This window comes from Streptomyces sp. NPDC002537, from assembly GCF_053594975.1.
This window is the reverse complement of sequence record NZ_JBSFWT010000123.1, coordinates 1-15,243: the sequence shown is the minus strand read 5'-3', so window position 1 is coordinate 15,243 and position 15,243 is coordinate 1. Positions and strand designations below refer to the sequence as shown.

Below are 15,243 nucleotides of genomic sequence, written 5' to 3'. Positions count from 1 at the left end.
GCCGCCTCCTACGCCGACCGCGTCGTCTTCCTCGCCGACGGCCGCATCGTCGACGAGCTGTACGGGCCCACCGCCGACACCGTCCTCGACCGCATACGCCTCTTTACCAGTGGAAACCCCCGGACTCTTGGCTTCGGAGCCAAGGGCCGTACGAGCTGACGCCCGCCCCTGCCCCAGCCCTCCCCAGCTTCCCCCGGCCCGCCCCACGGTGGCGAGGGGCTTCCCCACAGGACTGACTGATGTTCCGTACCGCCTTGCGCAACGTGCTCGCGCACAAGGCCAGGCTGCTGATGACCGTGCTCGCCGTCATGCTCGGCGTCGCCTTCGTCTCCGGCACCCTCGTCTTCTCCAATACCGTCGACCGAGCGTTCCGCGCCCAGTCGTCCAAGAGCTACGACAAGATCGCGGTCGTCGTCACGTCTGCGGCCGACCGCGACGATCACGCGAAGGGAGGCGGTGGCCTCAGCCAACGGACACTCGACAGGATTCGGAGCCTGGACGGGGTCGACACGGCCACCGGGCGCGTCAGCGGGTTCGCCGGAGTCGCCGACCGTCAGGGCAAGATGATCGGCCAACACTCCAACCAGGGCGGGAACTTCACGCCGAGTCCGGATGGCAAGGACCCTTCCTACACGTTCACCGACGGATCCGGTCCCGTGCGAGATGACCAGGTCGCACTCGACAAGGGCACAGCGGCCACGGGCAAGTACAAGGTCGGTGACCGGGTACGGATCGCCGCCGACGGGCCGGTGAGGACGTACACCCTGTCAGGGGTCTTCACCACCCAGGACGATGACGGTGTGAACGCGGGTGGCAGCCTGGCCCTTTTCACCACCCCTGCCGCCCAGCGGATCTATCTCGCGCCGAACTCGTTCCATCAGATCACCGTCACCGCCAAGCCCGGCGTGGCCGCGACAAAGATCCTCGCCGAGGTCGAGCCGCTGACAGCCGGCGCCAAGGCCGAAACCGGCAAGGAACTCGCCGAGCAGCGGGCCCGGAAGACGTCCCAGGACCTGACCGGCATGACCCTGATGTTGTTCGGGTTCGCCGGTATCGCGCTCTTCGTCGGCGTCTTCCTCATCTCCAACACCTTCACCATGCTGATCGCCCAGCGCACCAAGGAGCTCGCCCTGCTGCGCGCCGTCGGAGCCTCGCGCAAGCAGGTCCGTCGCTCCGTGCTCGCCGAGGCGCTGGTGGTCGGCTCGGCCGCCTCCGCGGCCGGCCTTGTTGTCGGTATTGGCCTGGCCACAGGGTTGCGCGCCCTGATGAACTCGACGGGAGCGGGCCTCCCGTCCGGCCCGCTGGTCATCACCACGGGTACGGTCTTCCTCGCGTTCGTCGCCGGCACCGGTGTCACAGCACTCGCCGCCTGGCTTCCTGCCCGCCGGGCCGCGAAAGTCCCCCCGGTTGCCGCGATGCAGAGCGTGCACGCGGCCCTGCCCGTCAAGTCCCTGGTGGTGCGCAACTGCACCGGGGCCCTGGCTATGCTCGTCGGCACACTGTCGATTCTCGATGGCGCCGCATCGGGATCCCGGGGCCTGACGAGCATCGTGGGCGGCGCTCTGCTGATGCTGATCGGCGTCATCGTGCTCATCCCCCTGCTGTCCCGGCCGGTGATCGCGCTGACGCGCCCCGCGCTGGCCCAGGCGTTCGGTGTCTCCGGCAAACTGGCCGCCCGGAACGCGGCCCGCAACCCGCGACGTACCGGCGCCACGGCCTCCGCTCTCGCCATCGGCATGACCTTGGTCATGGGCGTGACGGTGCTCGGCGCCTCGGTCGGTCAGGTTCTCGACGAGATGACCACCGCGAACATCAAAGCCGACTACATGGTCATGGAGAGGGCCTCGGAGACGGGACTCGGAGAGGAAGCGGTGACGGCGCTGCGCAAGGTGCCGGGCACGGTCGCGGTCTCCCCGGTGCGCGCGTCGTCGTTGACGACCGATGACGGCGAGTTGCCGGTCTCCGCTGTCACCCCGGGCGACATCGAGAAGCTCATCGACATCAAGATGGTCGCCGGTTCGCTGGACGGCCTCGGCGCGGGCCGGATCGCCGTCTCCGAGAAGACCGCGGAGAGCCGCCACTGGAAGCCCGGTTCCGAGATCGCTGCCGGATACGCCGACGGCACGAAGACGAACCTCACCGTCGGCGTGGTGTTCAAGGACAACGTCCGCCTCTCGCCGGTCATCGCTTCGGCCGCGCTGTTCGACACCCACGAACGGAAGCCCGATATCCGGGAGATCTTCGTCAAGCTGGACGGCGGTGTGAGCGTGGCCGGGGAGAAGGCACTGATCGACGCGCTCGGGCGCAACCCGGCGGTCCAGATCATGGACAAACGGGAGATGAAGGACTACTTCGGCGGTCTGCTCGGGCAGATGCTCGGCATCATGTACGGCCTGCTCGGGATGGTCCTGGTGATCGCGGTTCTCGGCGTCGTCAACACTCTCGCGATGTCCGTGTTCGAACGCCGCCAAGAGATCGGCATGCTGCGGGCCATCGGCCTGGACCGCCGCTGTGTCAAGCGCATGATGAGCCTCGAAGCGGTCGTCATCTCGGTCTTCGGCGCCGCGACCGGCATGGCCCTCGGGGCCTTCCTCGCCTGGGCCGTCGGCCAGACCTTCAAGCACTCTCTTCCGGGCTACTCGACGGTTTTCCCCTGGGGCGAGGCCGCCCTCTTCCTGGCCCTGGCGGGGGCGGTGGGTGTGCTGGCCGCGCTCTGGCCGGCCCGTACCGCCGCCAGGCTGAACATGCTGGAGGCGATCAAGACCGAGTAGCCGTCGTAACACCGTGATGGGCCCGGGACGTATGGATGGGGACGTCCCGGGCCCATCGTTCATCGGCCACCGGGGCTGGCGCACGTCGGGGCCGACTCGTGAGTACAGCTGAACACGCCGTTCGGGGTCAGACGGCAGGCGGTGGCAGCGTCGGCTCCCCGGCCAAGCCGGTCCGGTGCAGTACGGCCGAGATGTGGCGTGTGAGCAGTCCGCGAGCCTCGGCGGCGTCTCCGCGGCACAGGGCGTCCGTGATCGCGGCGTGTTCGCTGATGTCGTCGGCGGCGTGGGCGGGGTCGGCCGTCGCGGCCGCGGAGACGCGGAGCTGCCGGTCCCAGAGCGTGTCGTACATGTCGGCCAGCACCGCGTTGCCACCGGCCCGCACCAGGCGGGTGTGGAAACTCCGGGCGATCTCCAGAGCCCTCCGCGCGGGGGAGGAGCCGTCGTCCTTCCCGTCTTCCTCCTGCTTCAGGGCCCGGCCGGCCGCACACAGCGCTTCGGAGCCCCGGGCCGCCAGCGCGTCCAGGGCGAAGAGCTCCAGCAGGAGCCGTGCCTGGAGCACGGCGTACGCCTCACCGGGGGCGACGGGTACGACGAGCGCGCCGCGTTTGGGGTAGAGCCTGAGGAACCCCTCGGCCTGGAGCCGCAGGAACGCCTCCCGCACTGGAGTGCTGGACATGCCCAGCTCGCGGGCGACACCACCCTCCGAGAGAAGCTCGCCGCCCGTGTAGCCGCCGTCCAGCAATCGCTCTCTGACGTGGGCATACGCGCGCTCGGCGGTCGGCTTTGGCTGTGTCATGCCCTCATTGTGCCCGACCCCGGCCACCATCGATCCCATCTTCCATCTATGCTTAGATGCATCATGGTGTCCATCCCGACCGTCCCTGGTATCCCCTGGGGCCGCACCGCACGCGGCGGCCTCGTCCTCGTGGCTGGGCTGACGAGCGCCGTGTCCCTCGCGCACCCCGTCGGCGCGATCCTCGTCGTGCTCGGCGCGCTGTGCACGATCAACGCCGACATCGGCGGCATATCGGCCCAGCAGCTCGCACGCCTCACCGGCGTGATCGCCGGGGGATCCGCAGGCGTGCTCCTGGGCTGCCTCGCGGCACGATCGGCCGCGGAGCAGACAGCGGCGATGGCCCTCGCGGGACTCGTTGCCGGGCTGCTCGGCGGATGGGGACCGGGCGGCTCCCTGGCCGGACTCAAGCTGATGATCCTCACCACCACCGGCATGGGCCTGGCGGGTTCCCTCCCCCTGACCCATGCGATACCGCTCTACCTGCTCGGCTGCACCCCCATGGCACTGTGGCTCGCCACAGCGACGCTGTGGCGACGCGAGGCCCTGTCGCGCAAGCTCCTCGTCTCCCTGCGCACCGGGCTGCGCACCCTGGCCGACGTACGCCGGTGGACCGACGGTCTGCGCCTGGCGCTGTGCGTCGCCCTCGCCGCGGCGGTGGCCGCCCTGCTCCACCCGGGCCACGCCGCCTGGCTTCCGCTCACCACCGCCCTGGTCTTCCGGCTCGAAGACGACTCGGTCGTCGCCCGCGTGCTGCACCGCGCGGCGGGCACGGCGGTCGGTGTCCTGGTCGTGGCCGGACTCGTCCACTACCGGGAGGACTGGACGATGACGGCGCTCGCCCTGGTGGTCGGCGCGGTGCTCCCGGGAGCGACGGACAAGGCGTACGCCCTGCACACGGCACTTGTCAGCGTGATCATGCTGATCCTCGCCCACCCGGACACGCCGACGGGGGAACCGGACATCACGGCACGTCTGACCGACACGGCCGTCGGATGCGCCATAGCCCTGCTCTTCGGCTGCATCCTGTGGCCCTCGAAACGCTGTCCCGGAAAACGCCGCAGTTCCGATACACCCGCCCAAAAGCTGGCCGAAGCGGAGGCGACGCCGCGGGACCCCCCGGCAGAGACACGGCCGCTCCCCGCGAACGACACCGCCGCTTTACACGGAACCACCACACCCGATACCTCTCCACCACACCCCACCACCAGCCCACCCCGCTGGGAAAAGGAGGCACGATGCGCACCGCGCTCTTCGTGACCTGTATCAACGACGCGCTGTACCCCGACACTGGACGGGCCACGATCTCGCTGCTCCGGCGCCTGGGAGTGGAACCGGAATTCCCGTCCAGGCAGAGCTGCTGCGGCCAGATGCACTACAACACGGGCTACCGCAAGGAAACCGCGAAACTCGCCCGGCACTTCGTCGAGGTCTTCGGCGAGTACGACGAGATCATCGTCCCCTCCGCCTCATGCGGAGGGCTCCCCTCCGAGGCCTACGCCATTGCCGCCGAAGCGGCCGGAGACGCCGCGCTGCTCCGGGACGTACGCGAGATCGCGCCCAAAGTGATCGAGCTGACGACCTATCTGACGGACAAACTCGGTGTCGTCGACGTGGGCGCCTACTTCCCGCACCGCGTCACCTACCACCCGACGTGCCACAGCCTCCGCGCGATGGGTCTGGGCGAACGCCCCTACCAACTGCTGCGCGCCGTCAAGGGCATCGACTTCGTCGAACTGCCCGCCCAGGAGGAGTGCTGCGGCTTCGGAGGCACCTTCTCCGTGAAGAACGGCGCGGTCTCCGGGGCGATGAACGGCGACAAGGCCCGGAATGTGCTGGAGACCGGCGCCCACGTCCTGGCCGCCGTCGACAACTCCTGCCTGATGAACATCGGCGGGCGGCTCACCAAGGACGGCCACCCGGTACGGACCGTGCACCTGGTGGAGATCCTGGCCAGGACCGAGGCCGACGGTCCCCTCGACGGAGTGCCCATGGCCCAGGCGGGAGCACGGCGATGAGCAAGACCTTCGTCGGATGGCCCAAGTTCCCCCAGGCCGCGGTGGCTGCCACTGCAGACGAACAGCTGCGCGCCAACGTACGTCGCGCGACGCACACCATCCGCGGCAAGCGCGCCGTCCTGGTGGACGAACGCCCCGACTGGCAGGACCTCCGCGACACCGCCGCCGCCCTCAAGGACGACGTACTCGCCCACCTCGACACCTACTTGGAACAGGTGGAGGAACGGGTCACCGCGGCCGGCGGCACCGTCCACTGGGCGGCCGACGCCGAAGAGGCCAACCGCATCGTCACCGACCTGGTGAAAGCCACCGGCGAGACGGAGATCGTCAAGGTCAAGTCGATGCTGACCGAGGAGATCGGCCTCGACGGCGCCCTGGAAGCGGCGGGGATCAGCGCCCGCGAGACCGACCTGGCCGCCACCATCGTGCAACTCGGCGACGACCTGCCCTCGCACGTCGTCGTGCCCGCGCTCCACCGCAACCGCAGCGAGATCCGCGACATCTTCGTCCGCGAGATGGGCAAGTACGGCCGCCCGGCCCCCGAGAACCTCACCGACGACCCGGAAGAACTCGCCGAAGCAGCACGCCTGCACATGCGCGAGAAGTTCCTCAAAGCCAAGGTCGCCGTCTCCGGCGCCAACTTCATGGTCGCCGAGACCGGCACCCTGTGCGTCGTCGAGTCCGAGGGCAACGGCCGGATGTGCCTGACCCTCGCCGACACCTTCATCTCCGTCGTCGGCATCGAAAAAGTCGTCCCCACCTGGCGCGACCTGGAGGTCTACCTCCAGATGCTCGCCCGCAGCGCCACTGGCGAACGCATGGCCCCCTACACCAGCACCTGGACCGGCGTCACCGATGGCGACGGCCCCCGCGTCTTCCACCTCGTCCTCGTCGACAACGGCCGCACCCGCGCTCTCGCCGACCCCGTCGGACGGCAGGCCCTGCGTTGCATCCGCTGCGGCGCGTGCATGAACATCTGCCCCGTCTACGAACGCACCGGAGGCCACGCGTACGGCTCGGTCTACCCCGGCCCCATCGGCGCCATCCTCAACCCCCTCCTCAAGGGCCCCGACGACCCCCAGACGGCCTCCCTGCCCTACGCCTCCTCACTTTGCGGAGCCTGCAACGAGGTCTGTCCGGTGAAAATCCGCTTCACCGACGTCCTCCTCAAACTCCGTGCCGACATCGCCGAAGGCGACGCCAAGGTCAAACACCCGGCGGAGCGAGTGGCGCTCAAGGCTGTCGAAGGCGTCATGGACCACAGCCCTCTGTGGAACGCGGCCATCAAGGCCGCCGGCAAGGTCGGCGTCGCTGTCCCGAAAAACATGAAACTCCCCGGCCCCCTCCACGGCTGGACCGACAGCCGCGCCCTCCCCGACATCCCCAAGGAATCCTTCCGCACCTGGTGGAAGCGCACCGACGGAGGCACCAAGTGAGCTCACGCGACACCATCCTGACCCGCATCCGCGAAGCCACGGCCGACCTGTCGGCCGAGTCGGCCGACATCCCACGTGCCTACCTCCGCCACGCCCCCACCGTCTCCGCGGGCGACCGTGAGGCGACGGTGACCCTGATGGTCGAACGGCTGGAGGAATACGGCGCCGAAGTACGCCGCGTCGCCGCGGCCGACATCCCCGCGACGGTGGCGGCCGTGCTCAACGGCCAAGGCGCACGCTCCGCCGTCATCCCGCCCGGCCTGCCGGAAGAATGGCTCGCCCAGTGGCACGGCCTGGTCCGCAAGGACACCCCGCCCCTCCCGCACTGTGAACTCGACACCACCGACGCCGTCGTCACCACCTGCGCGGCGGCCATCGCCGAATCCGGCACCATCGTGCTCGACGCCGGCCCGGGTCAAGGCCGCCGGGCTCCCACCCTGCTGCCGGACTCCCACATCTGCGTGGTCTGCGAGGACCAGATCGCCTCGTCCATGCCGGAAGCCATCACCCGACTGAGCCCTAGCCGCCCTCTGACGTGGATCAGCGGCCCGTCGGCGACAGCGGACATCGAAATGATCCGCGTCCAGGGGGTTCATGGACCACGGCGTCTGACGGTTGTGATCACCTGTGACTGAGGATCACGGCCAGTGCTGACAGACCCTAATCCTGGCGTCAAGCGGCGTGATCGGCGGGCGGTGTGGGTTCGTAGGGGAGTATCACGAAAGCCGGTGTTCACCACTTGGTTGGAGTAGAGGTTTTTCGTCGATCTGATCGACCTATACCTGTCCGGCCGAGAACCGTCCATCGAATGCGATGTCGAACGCGATCATCGCCTCTTCCCAGCGGCTGGTCCACCGCTTGCGGCCCTATTGGCGGTGGGAAGCCCAAGGAGGGCACCACCTCGCTCCAGGATCGCTCCCATGCGCGGACCGCGGCGGGGTACTTGGTCTCCCGCTTCTTGCTGAACTCGGCGAGCGGGGTGAGGGCTTCGTCCTCGCTGGCGGTAGCGTAGACGGGCATTGGTGACATGGCGGCGCTTGAGGCGGGTGACCCCGCAGGTGTCGCGCTCGCACATGATTCACTCGACCTTCTTGCGGTTGATCCGCCGACCGGAGCGCCGCGGCTTCGCGGTCATCTGCGGAGTCCCGTAAGCACCCTCGCGACGCGGTATGGATTTCGCGGGTCTCATCGGCGGACCTGTCCTCTGCGGGCCTGGCGCGCGCTGGCGGCCGGACAGGCGTCCAGTCAGCTGTAATAGATGGAGCGGGACACGCGCAAGGTCTGGCACAGCAGGGTGATGCTGTAGCCGCCGGGGTCGGTGTCGGTGGTCTTCTCCGCGTTGATGAAGTGGCACAACTGGCCTGCTTCACGATCTCCTTGGCGAAAAAGACCGCGGCTTTTACCAGTATTTCGTTCGCCTTCTTCGCTTCCGCCAGCTCGCCTCGGTCGGTCTTCGCCTGGTTCACCCAGGTGCGCAGACCCTCGGTGCTGACGCCGAGCTCGCGGGCCACCTCGGTCACCGGTCGCCCGGAGGACCGGACCAGCTCGACGGCCCGTTCTTCTGCGGATGAGCAGTGCCGTCAGACCCTGCTTGAGGCCAGCTGTCGCCATCGGTGCCGGGCTCCCGCTGACGGGCCTGGACCGGCTATGAGACATGCTCAACCAGTTCGTTGGGGACACCGAGCATGAAAGGTGCGGAACCAAGCGAGGCTCCTCGGACGAAGCGCGGTGCGTGAAGAACACCAGCGCCCCGACCAGGAGCCTCGTCTCATCACCCCACCCCCCTGGCCATCCCTTTCACCTCCCGAGACAGGTTAAAAGGGGTTCGCTGGTACCGTTGGGATTGAGTGAGTGTCTGCATTGGTTAGCAGGTTGGAGAGCTGTATTCTCTTATTCGTGATGCGTTTGCTGATGGAAGCAGTCGTTATGGTCGTTCTCTGACCAAGCCGCCAGTCCTTTAGCGGTAATATGGCCGGCCATCTCGACTGAAACGAATTCGACGTACCCCTTGTATAGTTCCTTGATCTGCCCCGTGGTGAAGTCCGGCTTAGCCGCCTTCACCACGAGTTGAGTAATGAGATAGGCGAGCGGATTCAAAAGGGAAAGATAGTAGTCATCACTATCGCCCTTGATCTTTTCTAGCTCATCCTTGAGATCCTCTTCCAGGAACTCGACTTCCTCCAGCCTCTTGACGATCCGGGGGAGGTCATTCTTGATATGCTTAAGGGTGATCTCGATGTTCTTCTTCCTGGACTCCTCGTATCCGATTGCCTTGGCGTAGAAGTATTCCTTGATTGCGTCCGAGATATCGCTTTCCGGGCGCAGTCTCAGTTGCTCCGCCGCCATATTAGCAATGGCAAGCTCGCTGTCCTGGCAGCTCTCTTCAAGTTCCCTTTGCAGGCGGTTTTTAATATTCCGGGACGCTTCCAGATCCTTTTTGAGATTCCGCAGGTACCGGTCCCATTCGAGTACCATCTTACGGAAATCGTCTGGCCCGTTAAAGAAGCGCGCCATCATTTCGTCAGACGGTGCGAAGTCGAGATTTTCGATGCCGTCCTTGACGCTGTCTACGGCAGGCTTCAGCAGGCCACTCGCAATGGCTGCCTGCACTTCCTTCTCAACCTTTTTCATGATCTTCTCGATCAGGCCAGGCTGTTCAATAAACTCTATGGATGCCTTGAGGTTGGGGCCGATTTTAAGGTCGGGGTTCTGCTCCAGGTGCACCGCGACGATTGCTTTGTTCAGGCTTGCCGTATGTACCGCCTGGATCTCCAGGAGAAGTGCGACCTTCGATGCGTAATCGTCCGCCACGAAAAGGATCTTTTTGCGCAGGTCTTCGCAAAGGCCTTCGTAGGTCGGGATGGTATCCCAGATGAGACCTTCAATGGCCAGCCAGATGGAAGGCAGCGAAAGCAGGATGGCAGGAGGGAATGCCAGGGAAAGTATACTTCCGGTAAGGGCTAGAGTATCTGCTGCGATGGCCTTACGGTCACCCTTGTTTATGTTGTCTGCCAGTGAAAGCCCATCGGATAGGATGCCGAGTACTAGCGCGGCCTTGCCGACGGCCTTGCCTACCGCCTTTGACACCTTTGCGGCCTTCAGCAAATCGTCCATCGTTCCGAGGGAGGACGATGCGAAGCCTGCGAATGCTGATCCCTTGCCCAGCTCGCTTACCTCACTGTCGGGCTTGAATGCTGCGTACATTCCCCATGCGGCGAAACCATTATTGAAAAGATGTGAAGCCACCTTTCCTTTTGTGAACACAGGCTGAGCTTCTTCATATCCAGCTCGCAGATTCACAACAAATTGGTTTGCCAGTTCTGCATTGCGGTCAGCGAAGCGCGATTTCACCGCCTCTTCGGCGAAATTCAGGGCTTCCTGGAATTTATCTGTCGCGATCTCTCCCACGGAGACAGACTTACCAGCCCATCCCTGTGACGTGAAGCCATCAAGTTTCTCCAGGAAATAGTTGGCCTCGGGAGCATCGTCGGAACGATCAGGGTGTTCTGTGGGGAAGCTTACAGAAACAGAGTCGATCACCTCAACCTCGGTCTGATCATTGTCGCCAGCATCGTCGCTGATTGGCGAATTTACGCCAGCCCTGCTGACGCGGAAGTAATCAGACTTTGGGTACTCGCTCTCTGGGCAGCCTTTCTCAATTGGGTGAATATCAATCGAGACCACACAATTGTCACTTGCAAGAAAATCCTCGATATTCTTGCTATTGCTCCCAAAGATGGCTTCAACGGCGTATTCGTCACCGTCGGCCGGGATTACCACCTCGCCAGAAATCCCCCGAGCGCTTCCCCCCACCAAGAAATGCTCACTATGCGACGAAGTCGGCTTTACATACACGTTCGCTACAAGCGCGGTGAACGTGTCGTTCTGCTCCGACCGGAAGACGATACGCCCGTCCTTGAGGTTGGTGACACCGGAGCGGGGCTCCTCAATGCGAGACTGGTTACCCTTGAAGAACAGATCCTGCCTGCTCCAACGAGTTTCGTCGCGATCCGTGTATTTGCGTGCGCCATTCTCCCAGCTCACGCGATACTCGCCCCTATCCAGGCCGCGAATGAGGCGAATCTTAGGAGATTTGGTTACGCCCTCCCCAAGGACACGGGCAGACTCGCCGAGAACGGAATTTTTGTAGTACCCTTGAGATTCTCCGCGGATTGGCTGGAAAAGGAAGAGGGCGCCGCGGTGACCATTTAGGAGATCTTCCATGGAGATTCCGGGCAGCTTGTGATGCTTGAACTTCACGGTGTACTTGCTGCCGTCGGCTGGAATCTTGCAGCACCACGGACCGGGAAAAGCATAAGGAACCATGCCGCTGTCAACGCGGAGATACAGCTCGAGTTCACTGAAATCGTCGTTCTCGGGACAGGAGACGACCAGACACCCATCCTCAAGTTTTTCCTCGATGGAAACTTGCGTGGGTCGGTATAGTACGCCGCTTCTGCCAGGTTCACCTAGCCAAGTCGTGAAACGGTCGTACTGCTCGCCGATATCGGTCGGAACGCGCTCGCCCTCCTTGAATTCTACCCATTTCCCAGTGGAATCCTTGACCGGCTCCTTGCGCAGAATCTCAGGAATTTCTTCCCTGGAGCCTTCGTATTCGACCTCAGAGGTATCGTCGGACTGCGGCTCCAGCTCAATCTCTCCAGAGGAGATCTGTTTGCGAGCTTCATCTTCGGGTTCAGGTTCTAGGTCAGGGGTGCCGGTATTTACTTGAGAGACAGTGAAATGCTGGGCGTCATAGCGTTCGTCAGAGATATCCCCCTGGAGTGGGGTGATTTTAACGACAGTCCGCCAGCCTTTCTCCTCAAGGAGTTGCTGCAAAGTGTGTTCGGAGGCGCCGTCGGCGACTTTCACCGCATAGGTGTGATTACTGTTGGGTATCGAGAGTTTGCCATCCAGCTTCTCCGTCTCCCCGTCGCTGAACAATTCAATCGTATAGTTCTTGTAAGTTGACCCGGGAATGGAGTAAGTGTTGCGGATGTAAAGCAAGCCATCCTCAACCCAAGCGCTAAAGAGCGCGGGTTGGATAAAAGTCTTCCCTGACTCCAGCGAATCTCCCCATGTGACCATCTCCTCAGGAAGGCCAGCGGCGCTTAGGTAACAGTGGACCTTAACCTTATCCTTGAAACGGTTCTTAAATTCCAGCACTTTTCCTCCGAGGGGGGGACTGAACAGTATTCTGGATGCAGATCGCCCCAGCGGCGCGCTGAGGCTCTTTTCCTGTACAGGGCGGGCATAGATATGATTTGTGACGACTGCCCGGTGGGTGATATCGCGCTCGGGTGATTGAGATCTTCTGCGCCTTCAAAACCGAGTGGTGGTCACGTGGGCAACGTTAGAATCCTATTTATCCATGGTCTGTCACCTATAGGGTGACAACCGGCTTCTGAAGGTGGGTAAAATTCATGGTCTTGCACAGTAGGCGCGCACCCGGGACCCGGGCAGGCGATGGCTGAGCGGGCGCTAAAGCTTGTCTCGTGACGCTGTGATCAGCAGTTGAGGGCGAGGTTGTGTATGTGGGCGACGCCGCTGGTGGCCCAGAAGACGCCGTCGTCTTTCAGGCGGCAGTCGCGCAGGATCTTCCAGTTCTTCATGCGGGCGAAGGCGTGCTCGACGCGGGCGCGGACCCGTCGGTGGGAGGTGTTGTGCTGTTCCTTCCAGCCGGGCAGCCGGGCAGCCGGTCCTGCCCGGCCTGGCGGTGGTGGGGCATGAGGGTGCCGGTGCCCTGGTAGCCGCCGTCGGCGAGGACGGTCGCGGTGCCGCGGGCATCCTTGATGCCGGACTCGGCGAAGGCGGTGCAGTCGTTGCGGTTGCCGGGCAGCGGCCGGCCGACAGCCAGTACCACCCGGGTGTCCGCCTTGATGAGGACCTGGAGGTTCGCCGAGCAGCGGTAGTTCTTCGACGAGGCCGACACCGTCCGGTCTCTCGTGGGCACCAGCGTGCCGTCCACGATGAGGATGTGGTGCCGTCCGGGCTTGCGTTTGCCCGGGGCCAGGGCCAGCAGGGGCCCGTGCCGGCTGATGATCCTGCCGACGGCCGCGGGGGAGATCCCGAAGAGCGGGGCGAGCTGGCGCATGGTGAGGTTCGTACGGCAGTACATCGCCACGAGCAGGACCCGGTCCTCCAGGGGCAGTGCCCATGGGCGGCCCGGCCGGTCCGGGTCCAGGGCCCGGTCCCCGTTGCGGTGGACAGCCCGCACCAGGCGCTGGAACTGGCGCGGGCGCAGCCCGGTTAACACCTCTATGAGCTCGCGGCGTTGAGTGGTGACGACCTGCACGACCAGCTCAACGCCGCACCCGACCGCGAGTTACGAGACAGGCTTTAGCTTGTTTCTTAACATCGGGCGGTCACTCTCTGTATTCAGGGTCGCGATCGCTGCGGTCTGTTTCGGTCTCGTTCGATCAGAGTCTCGGGTCGCTTGACGGTTTTGCCCACGTCGTAGCGGGTGGCGGGGTGCCGGTTCTTGGAGCCGGGTGGCCGTCCTGGTCCCGGCCGGGTGGGTTTGGGCGCACGGGCCGGACTGCCGAGGCGGGGGCGGATGTTCCTGAACCCGCGCCGGACGCGGGTCGGGGTGAGCGCGGTGCCGGGGCGGGTGGTCTTCTCCCAGGGCTTGCGCTGGTCGGTGGTGAGGGGGACGGCGAGGCGAAGCTGGGTGTGCGCGACGATGACGAGCCATGTCCAGCGGTCCGCCGCCTGCGGGTCGCGCAGCCTGGGCCGGGCCCAGCCCAGGGACTGCTTGAACAGGCGAAACGTGTGCTCCAGGTCGAATCTGCGCAGGTAGCAGGACCAGGCGAAGTCGACGTCTTCCGCAGTGGCACCGGTCGCGGAGGACCACAGCCACACCGGTGGCGCGTCACGGTCGCCGGGCAGGTGGTCGACGTTGAGCCGGATTAACGTGCCCTCGACCAGGGGGAGTTCGCCGTCCAGGTCGATCCAGGCCGAGCGGTGGGTGAGCCGGGGATGGACCCGGTCCCACGCGCGGGCTTCGGCTTTGCCGTAGCGGGGCGTGTCGTTCATGGTCACCACCGCCGGCTCGGGCCAGGTATCCGTCTTCGCGAGACGGAACTCCGGTCCGTGTTTGGGCGGCCGACCGCCCTTGGGGCCGTAGACGCGCGGCGGCTTCGGCAGCCGCAGGACGCGGTCCGACCGCAGGCGCCCGACCAGCTCAACGGGCAGGTCGCGCAGCACCCAGGCCAGGCGCATCACGTCGTAGCCCGCATCCATCACGACGAGGATGTTCTGGTCGCCGCACTGCCACTGACCCGCCGTGACCAGGCGCTCGACCACGGCCCGCAGCTGGCTGGCGGTGACGGCCGCGTCGTCGTCGGCGGGCCCCAGCCGGACCACGTCCAGGACCTGCGTCCACGAGGTGCGGTCCGGGGTGAGCGCGGCGACGAACGAGTACGGCCAGCCTGGCACCACGTGGTCCGAGGCACGACCGTTACGGCCGTGGACCAGGCAGAACAGCCGTTCGGGCGAGCAGGTGGCGTCCGACCGCAGCCACGGGGAAACGTCCACGGTGAGCACGATCCGCCCGCCGAACCGTGGCAGAGGCAGGGATATCAGCAGGTCACATAAGGCATCGGTGTCGAGCCGGCCGTGGTTCAAGGCCCCGTACAGAGAGCCGTAGCCGCGCTGGTGTTCGGCGAGCAGTGACAGCTCCACCGGCGTCCGCGTCGGTCCGTCCGCGCACAGCAGCGCGTCGGTGAGCTCGAAGAACGCGTCCGCCCGCGCGGACAGACACCCGTAGAAGGCCTTCCGAAAGCGTGACAGCTCCGCGAACGCGTCCCGTTCGCCAGCACGCACCAGCACACTCATCCCACGGCCTCCCTTGTGAACTCCTGCATCTCGTCGCAGAGTTCAGGATCACGAGGAAGGCCGCCCTCATACCCTGCGATCACTCCAAAGAGTGACCACATGACCGGTGCCGACGAAAAGGAACAAGTTTAGGGCTTGCAGAGAATCAACATGCGGGTTTGATGTCACTCGGGAGCTGACTGCCGTACTTGTCGAGGTGGGCGACTACCAAGCCGTTTCATTTGGTGAGTCGGCGGTAGCAGATCAGGGTGGCTGCGATGCCTGCGAAGGCGAGGAAGTGCTCGGGCTTGCGTTCGTAGCGACGGTGGAGTCTGCGGCAGCCGTTGAGCCAGGAGACGCTGCGTTCGACGGTCCAGCGGTGCCGGCCGAGACGCTCGGATGACTCGATG

The 15,243-nt window shown here is 65.1% G+C and carries 9 protein-coding genes and 3 pseudogenes; 6 read left to right on the top strand and 6 right to left on the bottom strand.

The annotated features are described in order from the left end of the window. Both ACWD4A_RS32910 and ACWD4A_RS32905 read left to right on the top strand, forming a co-directional pair. Positions 1-159 (top strand): annotated as a pseudogene (locus ACWD4A_RS32910) (ABC transporter ATP-binding protein); the annotation flags it as partial. Between the two features lie 80 nt (positions 160-239). Then, positions 240-2,771, top strand: a complete 2,532-nt coding sequence (locus ACWD4A_RS32905; RefSeq protein WP_451199721.1) for an ABC transporter permease — start codon at positions 240-242, stop codon at positions 2,769-2,771. Positions 2,772-2,898: 127 nt separating this feature from the next. On the opposite strand, the gene ACWD4A_RS32900 is transcribed toward ACWD4A_RS32905, so the two are convergent. Continuing rightward, positions 2,899-3,567 carry a GntR family transcriptional regulator gene (locus ACWD4A_RS32900; RefSeq protein WP_451199720.1) on the bottom strand — a complete coding sequence of 223 codons (669 nt, stop codon included), beginning with the start codon at positions 3,565-3,567 and terminating at the stop codon, positions 2,899-2,901. Between the two features lie 63 nt (positions 3,568-3,630). Between ACWD4A_RS32900 and ACWD4A_RS32895 the strand changes: the two genes are divergently transcribed. The 4 genes from ACWD4A_RS32895 to ACWD4A_RS32880 are packed head-to-tail and all read left to right on the top strand — an operon-like array spanning position 3,631 to position 7,653. Beyond that, entirely contained in the window at positions 3,631-4,824 is a 1,194-nt protein-coding gene (locus tag ACWD4A_RS32895; RefSeq protein WP_451199718.1) for an FUSC family protein, read from the top strand. Continuing rightward, positions 4,803-5,582: a (Fe-S)-binding protein gene (locus ACWD4A_RS32890; RefSeq protein WP_451199717.1), complete on the top strand. Its 780-nt coding sequence runs from the start codon at positions 4,803-4,805 to the stop codon at positions 5,580-5,582. Before ACWD4A_RS32895 ends, ACWD4A_RS32890 begins: the two co-directional genes overlap by 22 nt. Next, a complete protein-coding gene (locus tag ACWD4A_RS32885) occupies positions 5,579-7,018 on the top strand; it encodes a LutB/LldF family L-lactate oxidation iron-sulfur protein (protein ID WP_451199716.1) in 1,440 nt (479 codons plus the stop codon). The genes ACWD4A_RS32890 and ACWD4A_RS32885 overlap by 4 nt, the downstream gene beginning before the upstream one ends. After that, a complete protein-coding gene (locus ACWD4A_RS32880; RefSeq protein WP_451199714.1) occupies positions 7,015-7,653 on the top strand; it encodes a LutC/YkgG family protein in 639 nt (212 codons plus the stop codon). The genes ACWD4A_RS32885 and ACWD4A_RS32880 overlap by 4 nt, the downstream gene beginning before the upstream one ends. A gap of 798 nt (positions 7,654-8,451) precedes the next feature. On the opposite strand, the pseudogene ACWD4A_RS32875 reads toward ACWD4A_RS32880, so the two are convergent. The 5 genes and pseudogenes from ACWD4A_RS32875 to ACWD4A_RS32855 all read right to left on the bottom strand — a co-directional run. Further along, a pseudogene (locus ACWD4A_RS32875) lies at positions 8,452-8,565 on the bottom strand (transposase); the annotation flags it as partial. Between the two features lie 343 nt (positions 8,566-8,908). Next, on the bottom strand, positions 8,909-12,184 hold the full coding sequence (locus ACWD4A_RS32870; RefSeq protein ID WP_451199713.1) for a hypothetical protein: 3,276 nt from the start codon (positions 12,182-12,184) through the stop codon (positions 8,909-8,911). A 341-nt stretch (positions 12,185-12,525) separates the two neighbouring features. Next, positions 12,526-13,313, bottom strand: a pseudogene (locus ACWD4A_RS32865) (transposase). 83 nt (positions 13,314-13,396) lie between these two features. Then, the gene (locus ACWD4A_RS32860) at positions 13,397-14,854 is read right to left on the bottom strand and encodes an NF041680 family putative transposase (RefSeq protein ID WP_451199711.1); all 1,458 of its coding nucleotides are present in this window, start codon (positions 14,852-14,854) and stop codon (positions 13,397-13,399) included. Positions 14,855-15,071: 217 nt separating this feature from the next. Further along, on the bottom strand, positions 15,072-15,243 hold a 172-nt coding region (locus ACWD4A_RS32855; RefSeq protein WP_451199722.1), incomplete at its 5' end, for a transposase.

Bases quoted from the DNA above. Each gene is read 5' to 3' on its own strand.
- ACWD4A_RS32905 (WP_451199721.1), top strand. From the start codon at position 240: ATGTTCCGTACCGCCTTGCGCAACGTGCTCGCGCACAAGGCCAGGCTG.
- ACWD4A_RS32900 (WP_451199720.1), bottom strand. From the start codon at position 3,567: ATGACACAGCCAAAGCCGACCGCCGAGCGCGCGTATGCCCACGTCAGA.
- ACWD4A_RS32895 (WP_451199718.1), top strand. From the start codon at position 3,631: ATGGTGTCCATCCCGACCGTCCCTGGTATCCCCTGGGGCCGCACCGCA.
- ACWD4A_RS32890 (WP_451199717.1), top strand. From the start codon at position 4,803: ATGCGCACCGCGCTCTTCGTGACCTGTATCAACGACGCGCTGTACCCC.
- ACWD4A_RS32885 (WP_451199716.1), top strand. From the start codon at position 5,579: ATGAGCAAGACCTTCGTCGGATGGCCCAAGTTCCCCCAGGCCGCGGTG.
- ACWD4A_RS32860 (WP_451199711.1), bottom strand. From the start codon at position 14,854: ATGAGTGTGCTGGTGCGTGCTGGCGAACGGGACGCGTTCGCGGAGCTG.